The 20205-nt window shown below is 64.8% G+C and carries 17 protein-coding genes; 3 read left to right on the top strand and 14 right to left on the bottom strand.

The genetic code is table 11. The features are described from left to right. Positions 1 to 61 precede the first annotated feature (61 nt). Genes ABZV58_RS29310 through ABZV58_RS29275 form a run of 8 tightly spaced genes read right to left on the bottom strand, consistent with a single transcriptional unit; the run spans position 62 to position 7968 of the window. Positions 62 to 1246 carry a thiolase family protein gene (locus tag ABZV58_RS29310; protein ID WP_355003409.1) on the bottom strand — a complete coding sequence of 395 codons (1185 nt, stop codon included), beginning with the start codon at positions 1244 to 1246 and terminating at the stop codon, positions 62 to 64. Beyond that, positions 1243 to 1734, bottom strand: coding sequence for a (2Fe-2S)-binding protein (locus ABZV58_RS29305; RefSeq protein ID WP_355003408.1), 492 nt, complete (start codon positions 1732 to 1734; stop codon positions 1243 to 1245). Before ABZV58_RS29305 ends, ABZV58_RS29310 begins: the two co-directional genes overlap by 4 nt. Then, complete coding sequence (locus ABZV58_RS29300) at positions 1734 to 2660, bottom strand: xanthine dehydrogenase family protein subunit M (RefSeq protein ID WP_355003407.1); 927 nt, start codon at positions 2658 to 2660, stop codon at positions 1734 to 1736. The genes ABZV58_RS29305 and ABZV58_RS29300 overlap by 1 nt, the downstream gene beginning before the upstream one ends. Next, positions 2582 to 3310 carry an enoyl-CoA hydratase gene (locus ABZV58_RS29295; protein ID WP_355003406.1) on the bottom strand — a complete coding sequence of 243 codons (729 nt, stop codon included), beginning with the start codon at positions 3308 to 3310 and terminating at the stop codon, positions 2582 to 2584. Before ABZV58_RS29295 ends, ABZV58_RS29300 begins: the two co-directional genes overlap by 79 nt. Next, positions 3307 to 5646 carry a xanthine dehydrogenase family protein molybdopterin-binding subunit gene (locus ABZV58_RS29290; RefSeq protein WP_355003405.1) on the bottom strand — a complete coding sequence of 780 codons (2340 nt, stop codon included), beginning with the start codon at positions 5644 to 5646 and terminating at the stop codon, positions 3307 to 3309. The genes ABZV58_RS29295 and ABZV58_RS29290 overlap by 4 nt, the downstream gene beginning before the upstream one ends. After that, the gene (locus tag ABZV58_RS29285) at positions 5643 to 6410 is read right to left on the bottom strand and encodes an SDR family oxidoreductase (RefSeq protein ID WP_355003404.1); all 768 of its coding nucleotides are present in this window, start codon (positions 6408 to 6410) and stop codon (positions 5643 to 5645) included. Before ABZV58_RS29285 ends, ABZV58_RS29290 begins: the two co-directional genes overlap by 4 nt. A 2-nt stretch (positions 6411 to 6412) precedes the next feature. Beyond that, positions 6413 to 7225 carry an MBL fold metallo-hydrolase gene (locus ABZV58_RS29280; protein ID WP_355003403.1) on the bottom strand — a complete coding sequence of 271 codons (813 nt, stop codon included), beginning with the start codon at positions 7223 to 7225 and terminating at the stop codon, positions 6413 to 6415. Continuing rightward, positions 7222 to 7968, bottom strand: a complete 747-nt coding sequence (locus tag ABZV58_RS29275) for an SRPBCC family protein (RefSeq protein WP_355003402.1) — start codon at positions 7966 to 7968, stop codon at positions 7222 to 7224. The genes ABZV58_RS29280 and ABZV58_RS29275 overlap by 4 nt, the downstream gene beginning before the upstream one ends. Before the next feature lie 467 nt (positions 7969 to 8435). Here ABZV58_RS29275 and ABZV58_RS29270 point away from each other — a divergent pair, with 467 nt between their 5' ends. From ABZV58_RS29270 to ABZV58_RS29260, 3 genes are read left to right on the top strand one after another with little or no spacing between them, the layout of a single operon-like run. After that, the gene (locus ABZV58_RS29270; RefSeq protein WP_355003401.1) at positions 8436 to 10010 is read left to right on the top strand and encodes a class I adenylate-forming enzyme family protein; all 1575 of its coding nucleotides are present in this window, start codon (positions 8436 to 8438) and stop codon (positions 10008 to 10010) included. Next, the gene (locus ABZV58_RS29265) at positions 10007 to 11116 is read left to right on the top strand and encodes an alcohol dehydrogenase catalytic domain-containing protein (RefSeq protein WP_355003400.1); all 1110 of its coding nucleotides are present in this window, start codon (positions 10007 to 10009) and stop codon (positions 11114 to 11116) included. Before ABZV58_RS29270 ends, ABZV58_RS29265 begins: the two co-directional genes overlap by 4 nt. A gap of 9 nt (positions 11117 to 11125) precedes the next feature. After that, positions 11126 to 12601 carry an NAD-dependent succinate-semialdehyde dehydrogenase gene (locus ABZV58_RS29260; protein ID WP_355003399.1) on the top strand — a complete coding sequence of 492 codons (1476 nt, stop codon included), beginning with the start codon at positions 11126 to 11128 and terminating at the stop codon, positions 12599 to 12601. Between the two features lie 272 nt (positions 12602 to 12873). Here the strand turns inward: ABZV58_RS29260 and ABZV58_RS29255 are convergent, their stop codons facing one another. From ABZV58_RS29255 to ABZV58_RS29230, 6 genes are all read right to left on the bottom strand, one after another. Beyond that, complete coding sequence (locus ABZV58_RS29255; RefSeq protein WP_355003465.1) at positions 12874 to 14241, bottom strand: NAD(P)/FAD-dependent oxidoreductase; 1368 nt, start codon at positions 14239 to 14241, stop codon at positions 12874 to 12876. A 133-nt stretch (positions 14242 to 14374) separates the two neighbouring features. Further along, entirely contained in the window at positions 14375 to 15001 is a 627-nt protein-coding gene (locus tag ABZV58_RS29250) for a TetR/AcrR family transcriptional regulator (protein WP_355003464.1), read from the bottom strand. 494 nt (positions 15002 to 15495) lie between these two features. Then, positions 15496 to 16629 carry an XdhC/CoxI family protein gene (locus tag ABZV58_RS29245; protein ID WP_355003398.1) on the bottom strand — a complete coding sequence of 378 codons (1134 nt, stop codon included), beginning with the start codon at positions 16627 to 16629 and terminating at the stop codon, positions 15496 to 15498. Between the two features lie 552 nt (positions 16630 to 17181). Further along, on the bottom strand, positions 17182 to 17943 hold the full coding sequence (locus tag ABZV58_RS29240) for a 3-hydroxyacyl-CoA dehydrogenase (RefSeq protein ID WP_355003397.1): 762 nt from the start codon (positions 17941 to 17943) through the stop codon (positions 17182 to 17184). A 28-nt stretch (positions 17944 to 17971) separates the two neighbouring features. Continuing rightward, positions 17972 to 19165 (bottom strand): acetyl-CoA C-acyltransferase, encoded by a 1194-nt coding sequence (locus ABZV58_RS29235; protein WP_355003396.1) that lies wholly within the window; start codon positions 19163 to 19165, stop codon positions 17972 to 17974. 136 nt (positions 19166 to 19301) lie between these two features. Next, the gene (locus ABZV58_RS29230; RefSeq protein WP_355003395.1) at positions 19302 to 20105 is read right to left on the bottom strand and encodes a crotonase/enoyl-CoA hydratase family protein; all 804 of its coding nucleotides are present in this window, start codon (positions 20103 to 20105) and stop codon (positions 19302 to 19304) included. Between the last annotated feature and the right edge of the window lie 100 nt (positions 20106 to 20205).

Raw genomic sequence — 20205 nt, 5'->3', positions numbered from 1 at the left:
GAATAGCGGCTACCGGGCACTGCGCCCCGTACCCGTTATCAGTGCGCCGTTCACCTGAGGCTCAACCCCCGACCCGGACGACGACAGCGCCCGCGGTATCGCCAGCAGCGCAGCCGGTGAACAAGCCGATGCCGCCTCCGCGCTGGGTGAGTTCGGTGACGAGTTCGGCGATGGCGCGCATCCCGGTCGGGGCTTGCGGATGTCCCCAGATCAGGCTGCAGCCGAAGGAGTTCATCTTGGCCGCATCGATCCCGGTTTCGCGAGCGAAGACGATGTCGTTGACAGCAAAGGGGTTGTGCGTGGTGATCGCGTCTACCTGACGAATGGTGAGTCCGGCGGCATCGAGGGCGCGGAGCGCGGCAGGCACGGGCGCCTCGGGCATGTGGGTGGGGGCAACCCGCGCGAAGCCCGTCGAGAGAATCTCCGCGACCGGGCCGTCGGAGAGCTCGCGGGCCCGCGCTGTGGTGGTGACGAGCGCACCTGCGGCACCGTCGGCGGGATGGGTCTGTGACGCCCCGGTGTGCACACCGTCGGCGACCGCGGACGGTAGCGCCGAGATGGCAGCCCGATCTACCGGTCGGATGCCGGCGTCCTCGGCCACCGTGACGGCCCTGCGGCCGACGGTCGCTTCGATGGGAACCATGTAGTTCCGCTGGAATGCCCGCTCGTCGGCCAGCGCGCCCAGATACTGCTCGTAGCGCAGTGCCGCGATGTCGTCGATTTCTTCTCGGCTGATCTGACGTTCGCGCGCTACGGTCTCGGCAGCGGCGAGCATGGAGGTACCGGCCCATGGATCGCGGGCGAAGTTCGACTGGACGAAATCTTCTGAACGCGGAGCTCCCCCGGGCGCCGACGATTGCGGGTAGATGACAGTCGGTCCGTTGCTGGTGCGATCGGTGGTGATCACCAGCTCGGTTCCGCTACCGGCGGCTACCGATGCGGCTGCGGCGTGCAGGGCTGCGACGGTGGTGGCACAGGCCTGACTGACCATGGGCCCCGTCACCGCGGGTAGACCGATTCTGGCGGCGATGGTCGGGGGCCCGAAGAAGAAGCCGGGCTGGGGAATCGTGATACCGAGCACGACCTCGTCGATGATGCTGGGATCGACCTGGCGCTCTGCGAGGGCTCGAGTGGTGACAGCGGTAGCGAGATCTACGCTCGAGACATCCGATACCGCGCCTTGCCAGCGCACGAAGGGCGAGGACCACAGCAGTCCCCCGGGGATGGCGACGTCGTCGTATTTCATATGTTCGTGCCTTCGTTCGACAGTGAATTGAGTTCGTGCGCTGCCGATTCCACGGCGTCGACGATGCCGACGTAGCCGGTGCAGCGGCAGATATTGCCGGAGAGCTCTTCTCGGATGAGAGGTCGGTCCGGACTGGGGTTGCGGTGCAGTAGATCCAGAGCAGTCATCAGCATGCCCGGGGTACAGAACCCGCACTGCAATCCGTGGTGCTCGCAGAACGCTCGCTGCAGCGGGTGCAGAGTTCCGTCGTCAGCGGCCAGACCTTCCACGGTGGTGATCGACGAGCGGTCGGCTTGTACGGCGAACATGAGGCAGGCGCGCACTGCGCCACCGTCGACCAAGACGGTGCACGCCCCGCATACTCCGTGTTCGCATCCCAGATGAGTCCCGGTCAGGCCGAGATCTTCGCGAAGCGCATCGGCGAGCGTGCGCCGTGGCTCCACGTCGATACGTTCTCTTCGGCCGTTGACCGAGAATTCGATCCACATCAGCAGACTCCGTTCGTCTCTTCGCCGACTAGCTGGAGAAGTGCGCGGCGGGTGAACTCCTCGGTCATAGCGACCCGGTAGGCCCCCGAGGCGTGGATGTCGCTGCCCGCGGTCACAATTGCAGCGGCGGCCTTGGCTGCTTCCCGGACGCGGGCGGTGGTGAGTGGACCATCGGCCAGGATCTGTTCGGACTCCCGCGGTCGGATCGGAACTGGCCCGACACCGCCGATGGCCAGTTGGTAGTGATCGCCGACCTGCGCGGCGACCACGGTCACCAGTCCGAAATCGCCGTGACGGCGGGACAATTCGGCGAATCCCCATCGGTCGGGAATCGGGAGTTCGATTGCCGTGACGATTTCGGTGTCGCGCAGCGACGTTTCGAGCGGGCCGACGAAGAAGTCTGATGCGGATACCGATCGTGGTCCGTCCGGTCCGTCGACCTCGATTTGGGCATCCAGTGCTGCTACGACCACTGGTAATTCGGCGGCGGGATCGGCATGGGCGATGCTGCCGCCCGCGGTGCCGCGGGTGCGGATCGCCGTGTGGCCGATCCACGAGGCGGCCTCGGCGAGCAAGGGCACCAGTGGTTGGTCCTGCAACTCACGGTGGCGTACGAGGGCTCCGATCCGCACACGGTCGGCGCCGTCACGGTCGATGCCGGACATACTGGGAATGCGATTGATATCAATCAAAATCGGTGGTGCGCCCAGCCGCATTGCCAGTACCGGAACCAAGCTCTGGCCGCCGGCGATGATCTTTCCGTCACCGTCGGCTTGGACCAGTGCTGTTACAGCTTCTTGCACTGTGTCCGGCCGACAGTAGTCGAAGGACGATGGTTTCAAACTGCTCACCTCCCAACGAATCTGGGGTCTCGGCGTTCTGCACGAGCGCGTCGTGCCTCGGCGAAATCTTCGCTTGCCCAGCACCTGTCGAAGTCCTGGACGAGTTCGTCGGGAGCGGGTTCGTCCTCGAGCAATTGTTCGAGTGCTCGTTTGCAATACGCCAGCGAAAGCGGCGCGAAGCCGGCGATCCGGCCTGCGAGCTCGATCGCCTCTTCGCGCGTACCGATCCGATCTGCCAGACCGCGCGACAGTGCCTGATCGGCCCCGATCGTGTCGCATGCCAGCAGGATCGCTCGTGCGGTACCTCCGCCGGCCAGCAGTGCCAATCGACGGATTGTCCAGGGATCGACAGCCAGCCCGTTGCGCGCGGTGGGGACGGCGAAGACAGCGGTGGGGGCCGCGATCCGCAGGTCGCAAGCAAGTGCGAGCTGGGTGCCGGCGCCGATCGCGGGCCCGTTGACCGCGGCGATGACCGGGATCGGCGCGGATGTCAGGGCTTGGAGGGTTCGATACAGGGCGGAGCGGAAGCCACCGGTGTAGACGCCGTCGAGGTCGGCACCGGCGCTGAACGTGGTGCCCTGGCCCGTCAGAACCAGTGCGCGGGCGCCGTTCTCGACAGCGGTGGTGATTGCGGTGTGGAGGTGAGCGAGGTGAGCGAGGTCGAGAGCGTTGCGCTTGTCGTGCCGATCGATGGTGATGACCGCAACGTCGCCGTTTGTGCTGGTGACGATCATTGCAGCGCTTCCCAGATCTTGGAAGGGGTAACGGGTAGTGTCAGGATTTCGACTCCCAGGGCGTCGTGGATCGCGCCGGCGATCACCGCGTTGGGGCCCAATGTCCCGCCCTCGCCGACGCCACGCACACCGAGTGGGTTGTCGGCGGGTCGCGCGACGTGATCGATGGTCAGTTCCGGGATCTCGTGACTGCTGGGCATGAGGTAGTCCATCAGCGTTCCGGTCGACAAATTGCCGCGGTCGTCGTACACGAGGTGCTCGTACAGCGCCCCGCCGATGCCTTGAGCTATCGAGCCCGCGATCTGGCCGTCGACGATCCGTGGGTTGATCGCACGGCCTGCGTCTTCGGCGCAAACCCAGTTGAGGATTGTGAGTTCGCCTGTGGCACGGTCTATTTCGATGACTCCCGCTTGGGCACCCGCGGCGAAGGCGCCGCGGATCGGGTCGAAGAACCGGGTGGCTTCGAGTCCGGGTTCGAAACCCTTGGGAAGCTTGTTCGATTCCAGGTAGGCGATTCGTGCCAGCTCGGCGAGGCTGCCGAGCGGTTTGTCGTCGTCGGGCCCCCAGAGCTGCCCAGCGATGATGCGCGTTTCGGAGACGTCGTAGACGGCTGCGGCAAGCGCGAGGATCTGGTCGCGAACGGCCCTTCCAGCTCGGTCGGCCGCGCCGCCGCCGATGACGGCTTGCCGAGAGGAGAACGCACCGAAACCCCACAGAGCCTCGTTGGTATCGCCGATTCGGACGTTGACGGCGTCGTAGTCGACACCGACGGCGTCGGCGACAATCTGCGCGATGGTTGTTTCGAGTCCCTGTCCTTGAGCCGTCACACCGCTGAGGACTGTGACCGTGCCGTCCGGCTCGACTCTGACGGTGCAGGCGTCGTGGCCGGTGCGGAACGGCATACGCGGTCCGGCCGCCGCGGCCCGGCCCAGCCCGGTCAGTTCGTTGTAACAGGCGAAGCCGATACCGATCGGGTTCGCTCCGCTCTCGAGGCGGCGTCGTTGTTCGGCGCGAAACCCCTCGTAATCGATGGCGTCCACGCACTTGTCGAGACATTCGGCGTACCAGCCGGAGTCGTCGACGAGGCGACTGGGCATCCGGTAGGGGATGTCCTCGGGGAGCACGAGGTTCCGGCGACGTATTTCGAGAGCAGGGATTCCGAGTTCAGCCGCCGCGGCGTTGAGCGTCGTCTCCATCGCGTACACGGTGGCAGGCCGGGCGACACCTCGATACGGTCCGGCGTAGGCGGTGTTGGTAGCGACGCCGCGGACAGTGCAGCGGTAGTTGTCGAGCTTGTAAGGCCCCGACAGCAGGCCGCCGGCCATCAGCGGCTCGATCCCGGCGGTCCATGGATACACCGAGTAGGCGCCGATATTGCACGTCACCTCGGCGTCGAGCGCCAGGAGGCGCCCGTAGGCGTCGAAGCCCGCCTTCATGCGGTAGTGGTGGTCTCGAGCGTGCGCCGCCGCTTGCAGATGTTCGCTGCGGTCCTCGACCCATTTGACCGGGTATCCGCGCATTGCGCGCGCCATGAGGCAGAGTGCGACATCCTCGGGATAGAGAATGGACTTGGTGCCGAACCCTCCCCCGACGTCGGGTGCCACGACACGCACGTTGCCCTCGGCCAAACCGAGCAGTTCGGCCAACATGTTGCGCACGAGATGGGGGACCTGGGTTCCCAGCCACAACGTGACCTTCTCCTCGTACGGGTCCCAGAGTGCCACGCCGGCGCGGCACTCCATCGGGTTGCCCGCGTGCCGGTTGGTTGAGAGTTCGCGCTCCACGACCACCGCGGCGGTGTCGAATGCGGCTTCGACATCGCCTGCGTTGAAAGTGCGATGCAGCAGTATGTTGTCCGGGGCTTCCTCGTGTACCGGCACGGCAGACGGCTCGTGCGCCAGGATTGTCGCGGGCAGTTCCTCGTAGGTGACGTCGATGCGTTCGAGAGCATCCTCGGCTAGGTACCGATTGTCGGCGACCACCGCGGCGATCGGCTCGCCCGCGAAACGCGCCTTCTGCCAAGCCAGAACGGGCTGCGCGGTCTCGACATAGGTTGGCAATGCAGACTGGGCCAGGAGTCGGATCGCGGAGAATTCTGGTTGGTCTCCGGTGAAAATCGCGTGAATTCCGGGCATCTCACGTGCTGCGGTCACGTCGACGGAGCGGATCAGCGCGTGTCCGTGAGAGCTGCGCAGAAAGGCGATGTGGCGCATGCGCGGCAGCTCGATATCGGAAACGTAGCGGCCATGCCCCGTGATGAGCCGGCCGTCCTCCTTGCGTGGCACGCTGCGGCCGACAGCGCCGGCCGCAGCGCGTCGATGTGTTACGGCGCTCATGGCATTGCGTATCCGCCGTTGACCGACAACACCTGGCCAGTGGTCCACGACGACTGCGGCGAGGACAGCAGCAAGATCGCAGGGGTGACATCTTCGGGCCTGCCGAACCGGCGCAGCGGATACGCCGAGAGGATGCGCTTCTTCTTCTCGTCGTCCGCGTGCCCTGTGTGCTCGTCCAGGCTGCCGGTCTGGACGAGAGCGATCGACACGCCGTTGGCGCGGATCTTGTACCGAGCAAGCTCTTTGGCGAGCGACTTCGTCAGTCCCAGCGTGGTGGAGCGTGTGGTGGCGGTGACCAGCAGCCGCGATTCCCCGACTCGTCCGGAGTCGCCCATCAGATTGACGATCGATCCCTCGACTTTGTTGTCGACCATCTGCTGGGCCACGGCTTGGCAGACCCGCAGGGTACCGGCAACGGTGATCTCGATCTGCGGGGCCCAGTCCTCCTCGGTCGTGTCGAGGAATGGCTTGCTCTGTGTCACAGCGGAGTTGTTGACCAGAATGTCGATCGGGCCCAGCTCGGCTTTGACCGCCTCGACGGCTGCCCGGACCGCGGCACCATCACCGAGGTCGGAGCCGACGGCGATCGCTCGAACACCCAGTTCGGCAGCTTCCTTCGCGGCCTCTTCTGCTCCCTTGGCCGACGAGTTGTAGTGAAAGGCGACGTTCGCGCCTTCGGCGGCGAAGGCCAGACCGATGGCCTTGCCCAGCCCCCGGCCCGCTCCGGTCACCAGAACGGTCTTGTCACGCAGTTGCAAATCCATTGTCAGACAGTCTCTTTCTCGTCATAGATCCATTGGGTCCCGCCGAATGCGCTCACCAGGCGACCGGCGCGCAGGCTGGGGAAATGGGCAGCCAGTATGGCTGTGTCGGTGTCGGTGAACTCGGCGACGAAATCAGCTCTCGAGCGTGTCGCTTGTTCCGGATCGAAGTCGAAGGCGAAGCGCCAGCCTGATTCGACGAACTCCACGGGAGCGTGGGCCAGGTCACCCACCAGCGCCGCTCGTTGTCCATCGTTGGACACGAGCACGAGGGTGGAGCCCGGGGTGTGGCCGGGTGCGTGTCGAATATCGATTCCTGGTGCAGGCGTCCAATCGGTATCGAACAGTTCGAGCTGATTCGCCAACGGGCTCAGCTTGCGCACCGCACCGGGCTCGGCTTCGGGGTTTTCCACGAAGTGCTCCCAGTCGGCCTTGTGCACGCGGTAGGTGGCGTTCTCGAAGACGATGGCGCCTTTCTTCGTCGCCCAGCCCACGTGGTCGAAATGCAGATGGGTGAAGATCACGTCGGTGACGTCGGAAGTTTCGACTCCGTGGCGCTTCAGGCTCTCCAGGAACTGACCGCCGCGGTATTTGCCGTTGTCGATCGTGCCCACTCCGGCGTCGATCAGGATGACCCGATCGCCAGTGCGGATCAGGTAGCCACCCACCGCCAGTTCCAGGTTGCCGCCGTCATCGAGCAGATCCTGATGCGGCTGCCAAGGGTCGCCGTCATATCCGCTGCGCGCGAGAACCTCTCGCGCGACCTCCGTGCCGCTGCCGTCGAGCAGGGGCACGAGTTGGATGGAACCGATCTTCACGAGGAACGCTCCAAGGGGATGAGGCTGATCACGATGGAAAGGCTCTGCGGTGCAGAGCCGGTGATGGCATGCCCGATGAGGGAACCGTCGATCGTAGTGTTCGGTACGGGTCGTGCCCGGGTTCGCGACTGTCGTCGCAGTCCGACTGCGGCGATCGCCAGCACCAGCCCGGCACCTGCCATCGGCAGGAGGTACTTCGTCGCCACCCCGCCGAAGGTGCCTGCTACGTCGAGCGGCTCGACATCGTCGATAGAAGCAGGCCGGGGAGCCTGACCGGTGCCGCCGGAAGCGCTCGCGCCAGTGTCGGCGACAGCGGCCTCCAGGTTGCGGACGAACTGGCCGAGCAGCTTGTTGGACACATCGGAAATCACGCCGCGGCCGAATTGTGCTGCGCGTCCTGACAATGCGAGTTCGGTGACGACCTGGGCCCGGGTGCCGGCGCCGTGGGGGGTCAGGGTCAGGGTGATCGTCACCGAGACCGTGCCCTGACCACGGGTGTCCTTGCCGGTGCCCCGGATGACCACCGAGTGTGTCGTGTTGTCTTTGCTCAGGAACTCGCCCCGGCCGCCGTACTGCAAGGCGACGGGCCCGAGCTTGACCTTGATCGCACCCTCGAACTGATCGCCGTCCACCGACACGAGAGCAGCGCCGGGTAGGCAAGGGATGACGCGCTCGGCGTCGGTGATCGCCTGCCATGTCTGCTCGATCGGAAGATCAACTTCGAACGTATTGAGTAGTTCCACCCTCTTACCTAACTAATAATCGTTAGTATGGACGGTACGTCTCCGCCTGATCAGGTGTCAACCAACGGCGATGCACAGGAAAGGGCTGGTGATGCCATGGCTCCACGGTGAACCGCGAGGAACGAAAGCTCACGGTGGTCGACTTCGCCGGAAATCCGGGCAGTGACCATGCGATCGCCGGACCGCGACATCCCGGGCCGGACTGAGCTCGGAACATCGAGTGCGCCTCACCATCTCGGCCCATTCGAGGTCAGCGATCCATCGGATCCGGAGGGGCTCGCTCTGTGCGCCCGCGGGCACCGATTGCAGGCCCATGTCGACCGAGAAGCTTGCCTGCGGATCCCCACTCCCCTACCTCCTTACGCGGATGCCGCTTCGTGAAGCGGGCGGCGAGCTTCTAATACAGGCCGCGACGTAGATCGGGCGGTGCCCGCAGACATTGATCACCAGATAGCAAGTAGGAACAAATGCTCGACATCGATCTCATAGCGCCGGTGCCGGCGCTCTTGGCGCAGCACGCTCGCGAACGGAGCGAAACGATCGCCTTCGCGGACTGCGACAGTGCGGTCACCTACAGGGAACTCGACGCTCGAACCACACGTCTGGCCGGACACCTGATAGCGGCCGGTATCACCGATGGTGAACGTCTGGTGATGTATCTCGACAATTGCGTGGAGGCCGTAGAGGGATATCTGGTCGCGCCACGCGCACGGATCGTCACAGCTTGCGCCGACCCGAACGTGTCAACGGCCGAGCTGAGCTACATTCTCGGCGACTCGGGAGCCCGTGCGGTGTTGACCGACCGCTCTCGCCTCGAATCGGTGCTGTCGGTTCTCGACACCGAGCCGTACCTGGTGTCCTTGGTCGTGGTGGTCGGCAGTCCCGACCGACACCTGCAGTCGGACGATCGTGTGATCTGGTACGACGATCTACTGTCGACGACGCCAAAAGCGGAAGCCGACGATGGCGCGGGACTCGATGACTGGTGCTGGATGCTGTATACATCCGGTACGACGGGACGGCCCAAAGGGGTACAACTCACCCAGCGGGGTTGCCTCTGGGTCGTCGGTGCGTGTTGGAAGCCGATCGTCGGTCTGGGCCCTGGCGACGTCTTGCTGTCGGCGCTCCCGTTGTTTCACTCCTACACCTTGGTTCTGAGTGTTGTGGGGGTGGTCGCGACCGGCGCCACGGCCCACCTCATGGCTCGGTTCTCACCCAGTCGAGTGCTCGATTTCCTCCGCAACCATGCTGTCACCGTGCTGCCAGAGGTACCGACCATGTTCCGCTACCTGCTGGATACAAGCGGTGCCGACCGACTCGAGGCGCCCCAGCTGAGGCTGTGTGTGTCTGCGGGTTCAGTGATGTCGGCAAGCCTGAACCGTGAATTCGAGATGTTCTCGCAGGTCCCGTTGTTGGACGGATACGGAATCACCGAAACCTCCACCATGGTGACGATGAATTCCCCTATCGGTTCTCGACCGCCCGGCTCGTGTGGGTTACCACTGCCTGGACTGAGCGTCCGTCTGGTCGACCCGAGCACCGGCACAGACACGGCGCCATCGGAGGAAGGCGAGATTTGGGTGCAGGGGCCCAATGTCGCGCTTGGCTACTACAACCTTCCCGACGCGACTGCGGCCGCTTTCGTCGACGGTTGGTACCGGACAGGTGACCTGGCCCGACGAGATCGACACGGATTCTTGACAATCAGCGGACGGATCAAGGAGTTGATCATCCGTGGTGGCGAGAACATCTATCCTGCGGAGATCGAGAACGTCCTGAATACTGCCGCGTCGGTGGCTGACGCGGCAGTAGTCGCCGAGCCGCATCCTGCGCTCGGTGAGGTGCCGGTGGCGTTCGTCGTGCCGGCTGACGGCCGTCGCGTCGACGCCGAGAATCTGCGTCGCCACTGCCTGGAGAAGCTGGCGAAGTACAAGGTGCCCGTCGATTTCGTCGAGGTCGCCGATATCCCGCGAACCGGATCGGGGAAGGTCCGCAGACACCTGCTGGTCCGGTCGACGACTGAGGCAACGGAGAAGAGATGAAGATTCAGGGAGCTGTGCTGGAGGCGATCGGCCGCGTCCGTCCCTATGCGGACTCGCGTCCGATCGTGGTGACAGAACTCGACCTCGACCTGCCGGGACCCGGTGAAATCCTCGTCCGGATCGAAGCGGCCGGGGTCTGCCATTCCGATCTGTCGGTGGTGGACGGAAATCGCGAGCGCCCCGTTCCGATGTTGCTCGGGCACGAGGCCGCCGGGCGCGTAGAGGAAGTCGGACCTGGGGTCACCGACGTACTTGTCGGTCAGCGTGTGGTGATGGCTTTCCTGCCTCGATGCGGGTCGTGTAGCGCCTGTTTCACGGATGGGAGGTTGCCGTGCCAGGCGGGTAGCGCTGCCAACAACGCGGGAACGCTGCTGTCCGGCGCGACGCGGTTGCGGCGGGGTGACAGCCTGGTCCACCATCACCTCGGCGTGTCCGGGTTCGCCAACTACGCGGTCGTGGATCGCCGTTCTGTTGTCGTCGTGGACGATGACGTGCCGCCCGATGTTGCTGCTGTGCTCGGATGCGCGGTGCTGACCGGTGGCGGCGCGGTGGTCAACGCTGGGCGCCCTGGCCCGGGTGAGAGCGTGATGGTTGTCGGTCTTGGCGGTGTCGGTATGGCGGCGCTGTTGACCGCGCTGGCACTGAACAGCGGTGAAGTGATCGGCGTCGATATGGTGGCGGAAAAGCGAGCTCGGGCCCGGGCGGCGGGAGCATCGGCATACTCGCCTGAGCAAGTCGCCGAATTCGGCATCACCGCGTCTGTGGTGATCGAAGCCGCGGGCAGTGCCCGCGCGCTGGAGACGGCCTGCGCGGCCACCGCCGTCGGCGGTACCACCGTCACCGTCGGACTGCCCGCTCCCTCGGCGCGAGCCGCGATCTCACCGCTGAGCCTCGTCGGAGGAGCTCGCAGCATTGTCGGAAGCTATCTCGGCTCGGCAGTTCCGGAGCGAGATATTCCGAAGTACGCCCAGATGTGGCGTGAGGGCAGGCTTCCGGTCGACGAACTCATCACCTCGCGCATACGGCTGTCGCAGATCAACGCCGCCATGGATGACCTGGCAAACGGCAATGCCGTCCGCCAGGTCATCGTGTTCGACCAGAATTGAGGAGCTTTCGTGACATCCACATACTCGACCCACACGGTCCTGGCGACCTTGCAGCCGCAGCTCTACATCGGCGGACGGTGGCGCCCGGCGGAGGGGGGTCGAACAATTCCAGTCCACGATCCGGCTACCGGGCAGGAATTGGCGTCGGTTGCCGACGCATCGGTTGCCGACGGCCTCGCGGCCTTGGATGCGGCGGCCCAGGCACAAGCCGACTGGGCCGCCACCGCGCCGCGAACCCGCGCGGACATCTTGCGCACGGCTTTCGACATGGTCGTCGCCAAGACCGAGGAATTCGCCACCCTCATCACTCTGGAGATGGGAAAGCCGCTGGCCGAGGCGCGCGCCGAGGTCACCTACGGTGCGGAATTCCTGCGATGGTTCGCCGAGGAAGCGGTCCGGATCGACGGACGCTACGCAGTGGCTCCCGACGGACGGAGCCGTCTGCTCGTCCACAAACGGCCGGTGGGTCCGTCGCTGCTGATCACACCATGGAACTTTCCGCTGGCCATGGCGACTCGCAAGATCGCCCCCGCGGTGGCGGCAGGATGCACCATGGTGTTGAAGCCGGCCGCGCTGACTCCTTTGACGACCTTGCTGCTGACGCAAGTGTTGGAGAAGGCAGGATTGCCAGCGGGGGTGCTCAATGTCGTCACTACCTCTTCCTCGGGGGAAGTCGTGTCGGGGCTGCTCGATGACCCTCGGCTGCGGAAGTTGTCGTTCACCGGTTCGACGGAGGTAGGCCGACGTCTGCTGGCCGACAGCGCATCCTCGGTGTTGCGGACATCGATGGAACTGGGCGGCAATGCGCCTTTCCTGGTCTTCGATGACGCCGATATCGACGCGGCGGTCGAGGGCGCGCTACTGGCCAAGCTGCGCAATATGGGCGAAGCGTGCACTGCCGCCAACCGCTTTCTCGTGCACGAGTCCGTCGTTGCGTCGTTTGTAGAACAGCTCTCTTCCCGCATGGCCGAACTCACCATCGGGCCTGGGATCGAGCCGGGTTCGCAAGTCGGCCCGCTGATCGATGAAGCGTCGCGAGAGAAGATTCACGACCTGGTCGAGCACGCGCGACGTAGTGGTGCAGAAGTCCGCACTGGTGGGTTCGCGCTCGACCGGGCCGGCTACTTCTATGCCCCAACTGTTCTGACAGGGGTCGATCCAGACGCTCGGGTGTGTCGTGAGGAAATCTTCGGACCGGTCGCGCCTGTGCTGACATTCTCGGATGAGGACGAAGCGGTGGCCTTGGCGAATCACACCGACTACGGTCTGGTCGCCTACGCCTATACACGCGACTCGGCCCGGAGCATGCGTCTGATGGAACGGCTGGAAACAGGGATGCTCGGAATGAATGTCGGTGCGGTATCGAATCCGGCGGCACCGTTCGGCGGCGTGAAGCAGTCGGGATTGGGACGTGAAGGCGGCCGAGAGGGGATCGAGGAGTATCTCGAGACCAGATACACCGGCTTCGCCAATCCTTACTCCTGACGCGGACCTGCTACCGCCGGTCGCATCAGCGGCTGGCGGAACTACCCTCACGCTCCCCCACGCGCCGCGCGCAGTCGCTGCCGTCGTTCGCTGCACGTAGCTTGGCTGTGCGGCCGTAAGCTTCTGCCGTCAGCACGATCTCGCTCACCAACACGCTTTTGGCCACGACGTGGTTGTCCAGGCTGAGCGTCCGAAGACGTGTGCATGTTCGAAGTCGTGTTCAGTGCTGACGTGCGGATTCGGGGCTGATGGCTCAGCATCTGCCTGCTGACTCAGTCTCGCGGTCGCGGCTTGACCTGGTCGAGCTGTGACAGCGCGTCCAGCACCTCGTGGGCTGCTCGGGTGCCGGATTCGATGGCGCCGTCGAGGTAACCCGGGTGATCGCCTGCGGTTTCTGTTCCTGCCCAGTGGATTTCGCCTATCGGCGTGAACGGAAGGGGCCAGCGTGCGGCGGTGGCGCCCGGTTCGGGTAGTGCGACGTAGCCGCCGCCGACGTTGTCGTCGAGGTGCCACGATTTCTCGTGCCAGCTCACAGGTTTCAGGACCTCGGTGCCGATCCGAGGAACCAGGGGGCCAAGTACGGCCTCGCGCCGGGCTGCGGCGTCGAACTGGTCGAGTGCGCGTGCTTGCGGGCCGGCTACCAGCATGCACAGGTGGCCGGGACCGCCGGGCGGGGTGGTGTCGAACGCGGCGATCCCGGGGGTGCCGAGGACCAGGATCTCGGCGCTGGTGTTGAGTTCTCGCCAAAACGGCCGGTCGAATACTGCGATCGCCTTGTAGACCGAGCCCATGTAGGTGCGGGCGGCAGCGGTGATGCGAGCAGGGGGCAGAGACGGATGGAAGCTGATGCGGTCCAGCAGCGGCGGTGGAACGGTCACTACGACTTTGGTGGCGTGGACCGTACCTGCGGTGGTGGTGAGAGTGACGCCATGGTCGTCGTTGACGATCGAGGTGACGCGGTACCCGCGATGAACGCGGGAGCCGAGCTCGTCGGCGAGTCCGTCGATGAGGGCGCCGACACCTTCGACGAGCAGGCCTTCTTGGGCCCCGCCGGTGGTCGAGAGCATTTTCCGTAGTCCGCCCTGCCGGCGGATCATCGTCATCACCGTGTTGACCGACAACCGGTCGAGGTCGGCGGTCGAGGAGATCAGGGCCGCCAACTCGAGCAGTTGTCGTGATGTGCGCCCGGGTACCTTGGCCAACCAGTCGGCGACGGTCGTGGTGTTCCACCGCCGGGGCGGATGGATGTGGGACAACGCTTCGAGGCCAAGGAGCAACACCACGGGCAGCAGTGTCGAGGGTGCGGCCGCTGGCACCCGCCGACCGCCGCTGAGGATGGTCGGCAGCGTGCCTGTGTGCATCCGGAACCGCGTGGCGCCGAGCTCGGTGGCCAGGGCTGCGATGCGGTGGTGATCGTGGCCGATCCACTGTCCGCCCAAATCCACGCGTGAGCCCAGCGAGGTGGTCTCGCTCATCGCCCGCCCGCCCAACCGCTCGGCCGACTCGAGCACCCGCACATCGACACCTGCGCGATGGAGTGCGCGGGCCGCGGTCAACCCCGCCAACCCCGCCCCGACCACAGCCACCGTCGTGAACCCGGCCGAGTCCGAGGGCTCAGTACGTGTGGGGTCTTGGCTCATCGTGTCTGCCTTCCCGGACGGACGACGGCCGCCCTGCCCAAATGTAAGTCGGTCAACCGTACGACATTTTGAGTAAAGCACAGCCCGTTCCCGCGCGCAACGGCCGGGAACCGGGAGAGCTAGATGTGCACGTTCAGCCGATCTGTCGGGCCAAACGGCCGGTGACCGGTTGCGGATCGGCGAAGGCGACGAGCATGTCCACGGCCCGGTCCAGGTCCCGACGTGCTCGCGCGGGGTCGGGACAGGCGATGTATTGCACGATCAAGCCATCGAGCACTGCTAGCGCGAGCCGCCCAAGAGTGGCGAAGTCGACCGCGCAACGCTCGCCCGCGGCGTCGGCGGCCTGCTCGCAGAATTCGGCGACCAGTGTCGTGTAGCGGTCGTATTGCAGCCGGACCAGGCCACCGTCGCTGCGCGCGGAGTACATGGCCAGCTCGTACTGCATGACCTGCAAACCGGTCTCATCCTGAACAAGTTTGTCCCAGAAGGTGATGACACCGCGGCGTATCGCATGCGCCACACCGCGATCGAGTTCCAGCCCAACCTGGACCGTGTCCACAATCTCGCCGATCACCGCAGCGATGACCGCGCGCAGCATCTTGTCCCTGGTCGGAAACACATAGTGCAACGTGCCCAACGGAATGCCGGCCTCGGTCGCCACCGCCCGCAGCGTCGTCGCCGCTACCCCGACAGCGCTCAACACCCGGATCGCCGCAGCCACGATCTGACCTTCGCGCTCGGCCGCCTTCACATAGGCCATGAACCCTCCTCGCCCATCGGATCGCGTCCCACGCGATCCAACACCGCACTCGACGTGCCCACAGAAGTCGGACAACCGACTGATTCTAGCGGTGCCCGCCTGCCAGAGACACAAGTGCTGCAGCTTCGGCAATGATGGTCACCCTGCGCGGATCAGGGTCAGCGGGCGCATCGGAACCAGGGCCGGCCTCGAAGTGTTGCGATGACCACCTGAATACGCAGGCATGAGCGCGCGTTCGCTCGACCTCTCGGCCCAGCGGCGGCGCGCCGCCCTACGCGAGCCGTCGGACCTACTGAAGAGAGCTAATAGGCATCACCGAACGCGACTCCGAAATCGACAAGACCCAAACACGCCGCGCCTTCTTTGCGGCTCGTCCCCAGATGACCCTGGACCGCGAGCGTCAGGGCGACGTCGCGAACATCGGCACGAGTTACAGGGAGACATCGGCAGAACGACCGTCGATATGGTTGGTGACCATCTGATCGTTTCAGTGTTCATGGGGATATCTGCAGCGAGGCTGGGTGCATGGCCCCGTGGGGCGCTGAATGAATCGGACCATGGCTGGACATCAGTGGCTGCGCCGACCGCCTCTCACGTGTTGCGATAATCTCGGCGACTACCGATACAGCGGCCTCCATCGGCGTAGTGCCTCCGATGTCCAGTCCGATCGGGGCGCGCAACCGTGTCAGTTGCGATTCGCTGACGCCCAGGGCACGTAGCCGCTCAACACGATCTGCGCTGACCTGCCGTGAACCCATGGCACCTACGTAGGCGATCGGCAGTGTGAGCGCGAGTTGCAGCAACGGGGTGTCGAAGCGCGGATTGTGCGTCATGACGCACACGACCGTTCGCTCGTCTAGATCGGCTGCCACCGACGACAGGAACCGATGTGGCCAATCGACGACCACGCGATCCGCGTCGGGGAATCGTTCCGTTGTGGCGAACACCGCTCGGGCATCGCAGATCGTGACATCGAAGCCGAGCAACTTCGCCAAGTGCGACAGAGCTCTGGCGAAATCCACGGCACCGAAGATGATCATGCGGGGCCGCGGGCGAAGTGCTTGCACGAACAGCATCGCGGGTGCGGCGTCCAGCTGGCTGACCTGAACCAGACCTCGGCCTCCTGATTCGAGTGCACGGTTCAGTGTTGCCACTATCGCGCGTTCATGAATGTGGTGTTTCGTTGCACCGACCAACGAACCCTCGTGGAGACCGAAATGCCTACCTGCGTCGGGGCCGTCGACGAATGTGGCGACAACTGTCGGAAGGCTCTCCATTGCCGAGGTCTGCGCATATCGCAAGGTCTGCACCATCGACGGCGTGACCGGCGCGACGAACACATCGACTGTGCCGCCACAAGTAAGGCCGATGGCGAATCCGTCCTCGTCTGCCACTCCGAAGTGCTCGCGCACGGGCTGTCCGGTCGCCAGCGCAGTCTCGGCCAGCGCGACGACGGCCGCTTCCAGGCAGCCGCCGGAGATACTGCCGAGGACTTGCCCGGCTTCGCTCACAGCCATAGCCGCGCCGGGCGACCGCGGAGCACTCGAGAAAGTCGCGATCACTGTCGCCACGGCGAACCGTTGTCCGCTGTCGTGCCAGTCCAGAAGCTGGTCAGCTAGTTCCAGCATCCGAAGGTGCCTCCAAAACTAACGAATGATAGTTTGCCTAGACTATCGACCGGGTTCCCGGCGGTCAATCGGCGCTTCGGCTGCGGTGGCTGTTCGCGCATAGGGTCCTGGCATCGGCGGGAATGAACCGCCGCCGGATTGCTTACGTTTCGCGACGGGACATCGTTGAACGCCCAAATCGGTTGTCCGCGGAGTCCTGCCGCTAGACCAACAGCGGTGGCCTTGCACCACACTGATCAAGGGGATGGCTGTCTTCATAGAGGCCAGGTCGTTCTTGTTCTATTTCTTCGGATTCCGTTCGGGTGACGGTGCTCGACAAGAACTGTCGTATGGCACCGTGCGCAGCGCTTTCCAGGGCAGTAGTTGAGCGCGGGGCACGACCACGGTTTCCGACCCGCCCCGACAGGCCGAGGACGGTAGTGCCATGGAAGCTGTTCGCGTAGAAAGCATTCAGTGGTTCCCGAGGATGGGGTCGAGCTACTTCGGCTCCAAGTCCAGTGACATTGCGGCGGCCGCTGGAGGCATCAGCCCCATCCTCGATCACGTCTCGAGTCAGCGGGGAGCCATGCGGATCGCTCCGTCGAGCCGAATGACCTCGCCGTTGAGCATCGGATTCGAGATGATGTGGGACGCGAGCGCACCGTATTCCGCGGGGTCACCCAGCCGCGACGGGTGCGGGACCTGAGTGCCCAGAGACGCCTGTGCCTCCTCGGGCAGTGAGGCGAGCAACGGTGTCTTGAACAGGCCCGGCGCGATGGTGACAACTCGGATCAACAGCGACGCCAGGTCGCGCGCGATCGGCAGAGTCATGCCGACGACGCCGCCCTTCGAGGCAGAGTACGCGGCCTGGCCGATCTGGCCGTCGAACGCGGCGACGGAGGCGGTGTTGATAATGACCCCGCGCTCGCCATCGATCGGTTCGGTCTCGGCGATGCGCTGAGCCGCGAGACGGAGCACGTTGAAGGTACCGACCAGGTTCACATCGATGACCTTCTTGAAGGTGTCGAGCGGAAACGCGCCCTTCTTGCTCACTGTCTTGACCGCAGGTCCGATCCCGGCGCAATTGACTGCGATACGCAGCGGGCCGAGGGATTCCGCGACGTCGAGCGCGGCAGTAACCGCGTCCTCGTCGGTGACGTCGGCGCCGACGAAGTGCACCCGCTCGCCGAGCTCTTTGGCAACAGCCTCACCGCTCGACGATGGCAAGTCGATGATGACGATCTGAGCGCCCTCGCCGAGCAGGATTTTGGCAGTTGCCAGGCCGAGGCCAGATGCGCCGCCGGTGACGACCGCAACACTGTCGTTGATGATCATGGTGTACTCCCTTGAATGATGCTGTGTATCAGAGACGCTCGATGATGGTGGCGTTGGCCATTCCCGCTCCCTCGCACATGGTCTGCAGGCCGTAACGGCCGCCGGTCGCCTCGAGCTGGTGGACGAGGGTGGTGAGCAGGCGAGTTCCGGATGAGCCGAGCGCGTGTCCCAACGCGATCGCACCCCCCATTGGATTCAGTTTCGCGGGGTCGGCGTTGAACTCCTGTGCCCACGCCAGCGGGACCGGAGCGAAGGCCTCGTTGACCTCGTAGACGTCGAGGGCGTCGATGGTCAGGCTTGCCTTCGCGAGTACCTTGCGCGTCGCCGGAATCGGCGCGGTCAGCATGAACAGCGGGTCGTCGCCGGCGACCGCGAAAGAGTGAAATCGGGCGCGCGGGGTCAAGCCCAGCTTGTTCGCTGATTCCTCACTCATGATCAGCACGCCGGAGGCGCCGTCGGTCAGCGGCGACGAGTTGCCTGGAGTGATGTGCCACCCTGCCTGAGGGAATCGGGCGGCGTAGTCATCGGTGTAGAACGACGATTTCAATCCTGCGAGCCCCCCTGGCGTGGTGGCGGCGCGGACGGTCTCGTCGACCGTGTGCGAAACCGTCTCGCCAGCAGCATTGGTGACGTCGATCGGAAGGATCTCTTTGTCGAACGCGCCGGAAGTGGCTGCGGCGGTGGCACGTTGGTGCGACTGTGCGGAGTACGCGTCGAGGGTCTCCCGGTCGAGCTTCCACTTCGCGGCGATGAGTTCCGCAGAGATGCCCTGGCCTACCAGTCCCTCTGGATAGCGCGCCCGGATACCGGGGCCGTTGGTGTCCTTGTCGAGGCCGGCAACTCCCATGGGGATGCGGCTCATCGACTCGACTCCACAGGCGATCACGATGTCGTAGGCACCGGCGATGACGCCTTGCGCACCGAAATGCGCGGCCTGCTGGCTCGATCCGCACTGGCGGTCGATCGTCGTGGCTGGCACGGAGTCCGGGAAGCCAGCCGACAGCAACGCCGTACGCGAGACATTGAGCGCCTGTTCTCCGACCTGGGAGACACAGCCGCCGATCACGTCGTCCACCTGCGCAGGGTCGAGATCGTTGCGGGAGACGAGTGCGCGCAATACATGCGCGAGCAGCTCGACGGGATGGGTGCCGGAGAGTGCGCCACCCGGCTTGCCCTTGCCCGATGCGAGGCGGACCGCATCGACGATGACGGCGTTCGTCATGATGAATTCCCTATGTTCGTAGGTGCCACAGGAGTAGTTGCCCTGAATGCCCAGGGCGCTGGGTGTGACTGTGGATGGTGTGCCTCGGTCGAGGGCACCGGAGGATGGTGCCGACGAATGCACTTGACGCGGAGAGTCAGCGTCCCTGCCAGACGGGTATTCGCTTCTCGGCGAAGGCTAAGGGGCCCTCCTTCGCGTCGGCGCTGGTGAATACCCTCTGCATGGCTTCGTCGTTCGCGTCCCAGACGCCCTGCTCCCAATCAGGCCCGAGTGCGGTGCTGTGAATCAGTGCCTTGGACTCGCGCACGGACAGTGGAGCGTTGGACGCGATCTTGTCGGCGAGCTCGAGAGCTACCTCCAGTGCAGTGCCCGCGGGAGCGACTTCGTTGATCAGACCTAATTCCTTGCTCTGGGCTGCGCTGATCGGCTCGCCGGTCAATGCGATCTGAAGGGCGATCTTCTTCGGAATCTGTTGTTGCAGACGAATGACGCCACCAGCTGCTGCGAACAGACCTCGCGTGACCTCGGGCAAACCGAGTTGGGCATTCTCGTCGACGACCGCGAGGTCGCTGGCGAGCACGAGTTCGGTACCGCCGCCGAGGGCGAATCCGTTGACCGCAGCGATGGTCGGTTTGCTGACCCAATGCCGCGCATAGCCGGCGAAGCCCCATTCCGGGTGGCCGTCGGCATCAAGCGATTGGCCGGAGCCAAGCGCCTTGAGATCGGCGCCTGCGCAGAACGCGCGACCGGAGCCGGTGATCACGATGACCCGCACGGCGTCATCTGCTTCGGCCTGCTCGAGCAGCGCGCCGACCGCAGTGGACAACGCCGAGTTGACCGCATTCATGGCGCGGGGACGATTCAAGGTGATAAGCGCTGTGTTGCCCCGGCGCTCGTATAACGCAGCGGGCTCGGCCGAGGCGCTCGGTGTGTCGGACATGTTTGCTCCTGCTGTTATTCCTCGAAGGGTCATAGATCTGCCCATTGCGCTTACTCAGCGCTCGCAAAGTTGTTGATCATGGCTCGCACGAGCTGGCCAG

The sequence above is a fragment of the Nocardia sp. NPDC004654 genome (genome assembly GCF_040609595.1).
GTDB lineage: Bacteria > Actinomycetota > Actinomycetes > Mycobacteriales > Mycobacteriaceae > Nocardia.
This window is presented reverse-complemented; position numbering and strand designations above follow the sequence as displayed.

Coding starts and splice junctions, on each gene's coding strand:
- ABZV58_RS29240 (WP_355003397.1), bottom strand. CDS start 17,943: ATGATCATCAACGACAGTGTTGCGGTCGTCACCGGCGGCGCATCTGGC.
- ABZV58_RS29295 (WP_355003406.1), bottom strand. CDS start 3,310: ATGATCGTCACCAGCACAAACGGCGACGTTGCGGTCATCACCATCGAT.
- ABZV58_RS29285 (WP_355003404.1), bottom strand. CDS start 6,410: ATGGATTTGCAACTGCGTGACAAGACCGTTCTGGTGACCGGAGCGGGC.
- ABZV58_RS29245 (WP_355003398.1), bottom strand. CDS start 16,629: ATGCTGGAACTAGCTGACCAGCTTCTGGACTGGCACGACAGCGGACAA.
- ABZV58_RS29230 (WP_355003395.1), bottom strand. CDS start 20,105: ATGTCCGACACACCGAGCGCCTCGGCCGAGCCCGCTGCGTTATACGAG.
- ABZV58_RS29310 (WP_355003409.1), bottom strand. CDS start 1,246: ATGAAATACGACGACGTCGCCATCCCCGGGGGACTGCTGTGGTCCTCG.
- ABZV58_RS29305 (WP_355003408.1), bottom strand. CDS start 1,734: ATGTGGATCGAATTCTCGGTCAACGGCCGAAGAGAACGTATCGACGTG.
- ABZV58_RS29270 (WP_355003401.1), top strand. CDS start 8,436: ATGCTCGACATCGATCTCATAGCGCCGGTGCCGGCGCTCTTGGCGCAG.
- ABZV58_RS29235 (WP_355003396.1), bottom strand. CDS start 19,165: ATGACGAACGCCGTCATCGTCGATGCGGTCCGCCTCGCATCGGGCAAG.
- ABZV58_RS29290 (WP_355003405.1), bottom strand. CDS start 5,646: ATGAGCGCCGTAACACATCGACGCGCTGCGGCCGGCGCTGTCGGCCGC.
- ABZV58_RS29255 (WP_355003465.1), bottom strand. CDS start 14,241: ATGAGCCAAGACCCCACACGTACTGAGCCCTCGGACTCGGCCGGGTTC.
- ABZV58_RS29250 (WP_355003464.1), bottom strand. CDS start 15,001: ATGGCCTATGTGAAGGCGGCCGAGCGCGAAGGTCAGATCGTGGCTGCG.
- ABZV58_RS29265 (WP_355003400.1), top strand. CDS start 10,007: ATGAAGATTCAGGGAGCTGTGCTGGAGGCGATCGGCCGCGTCCGTCCC.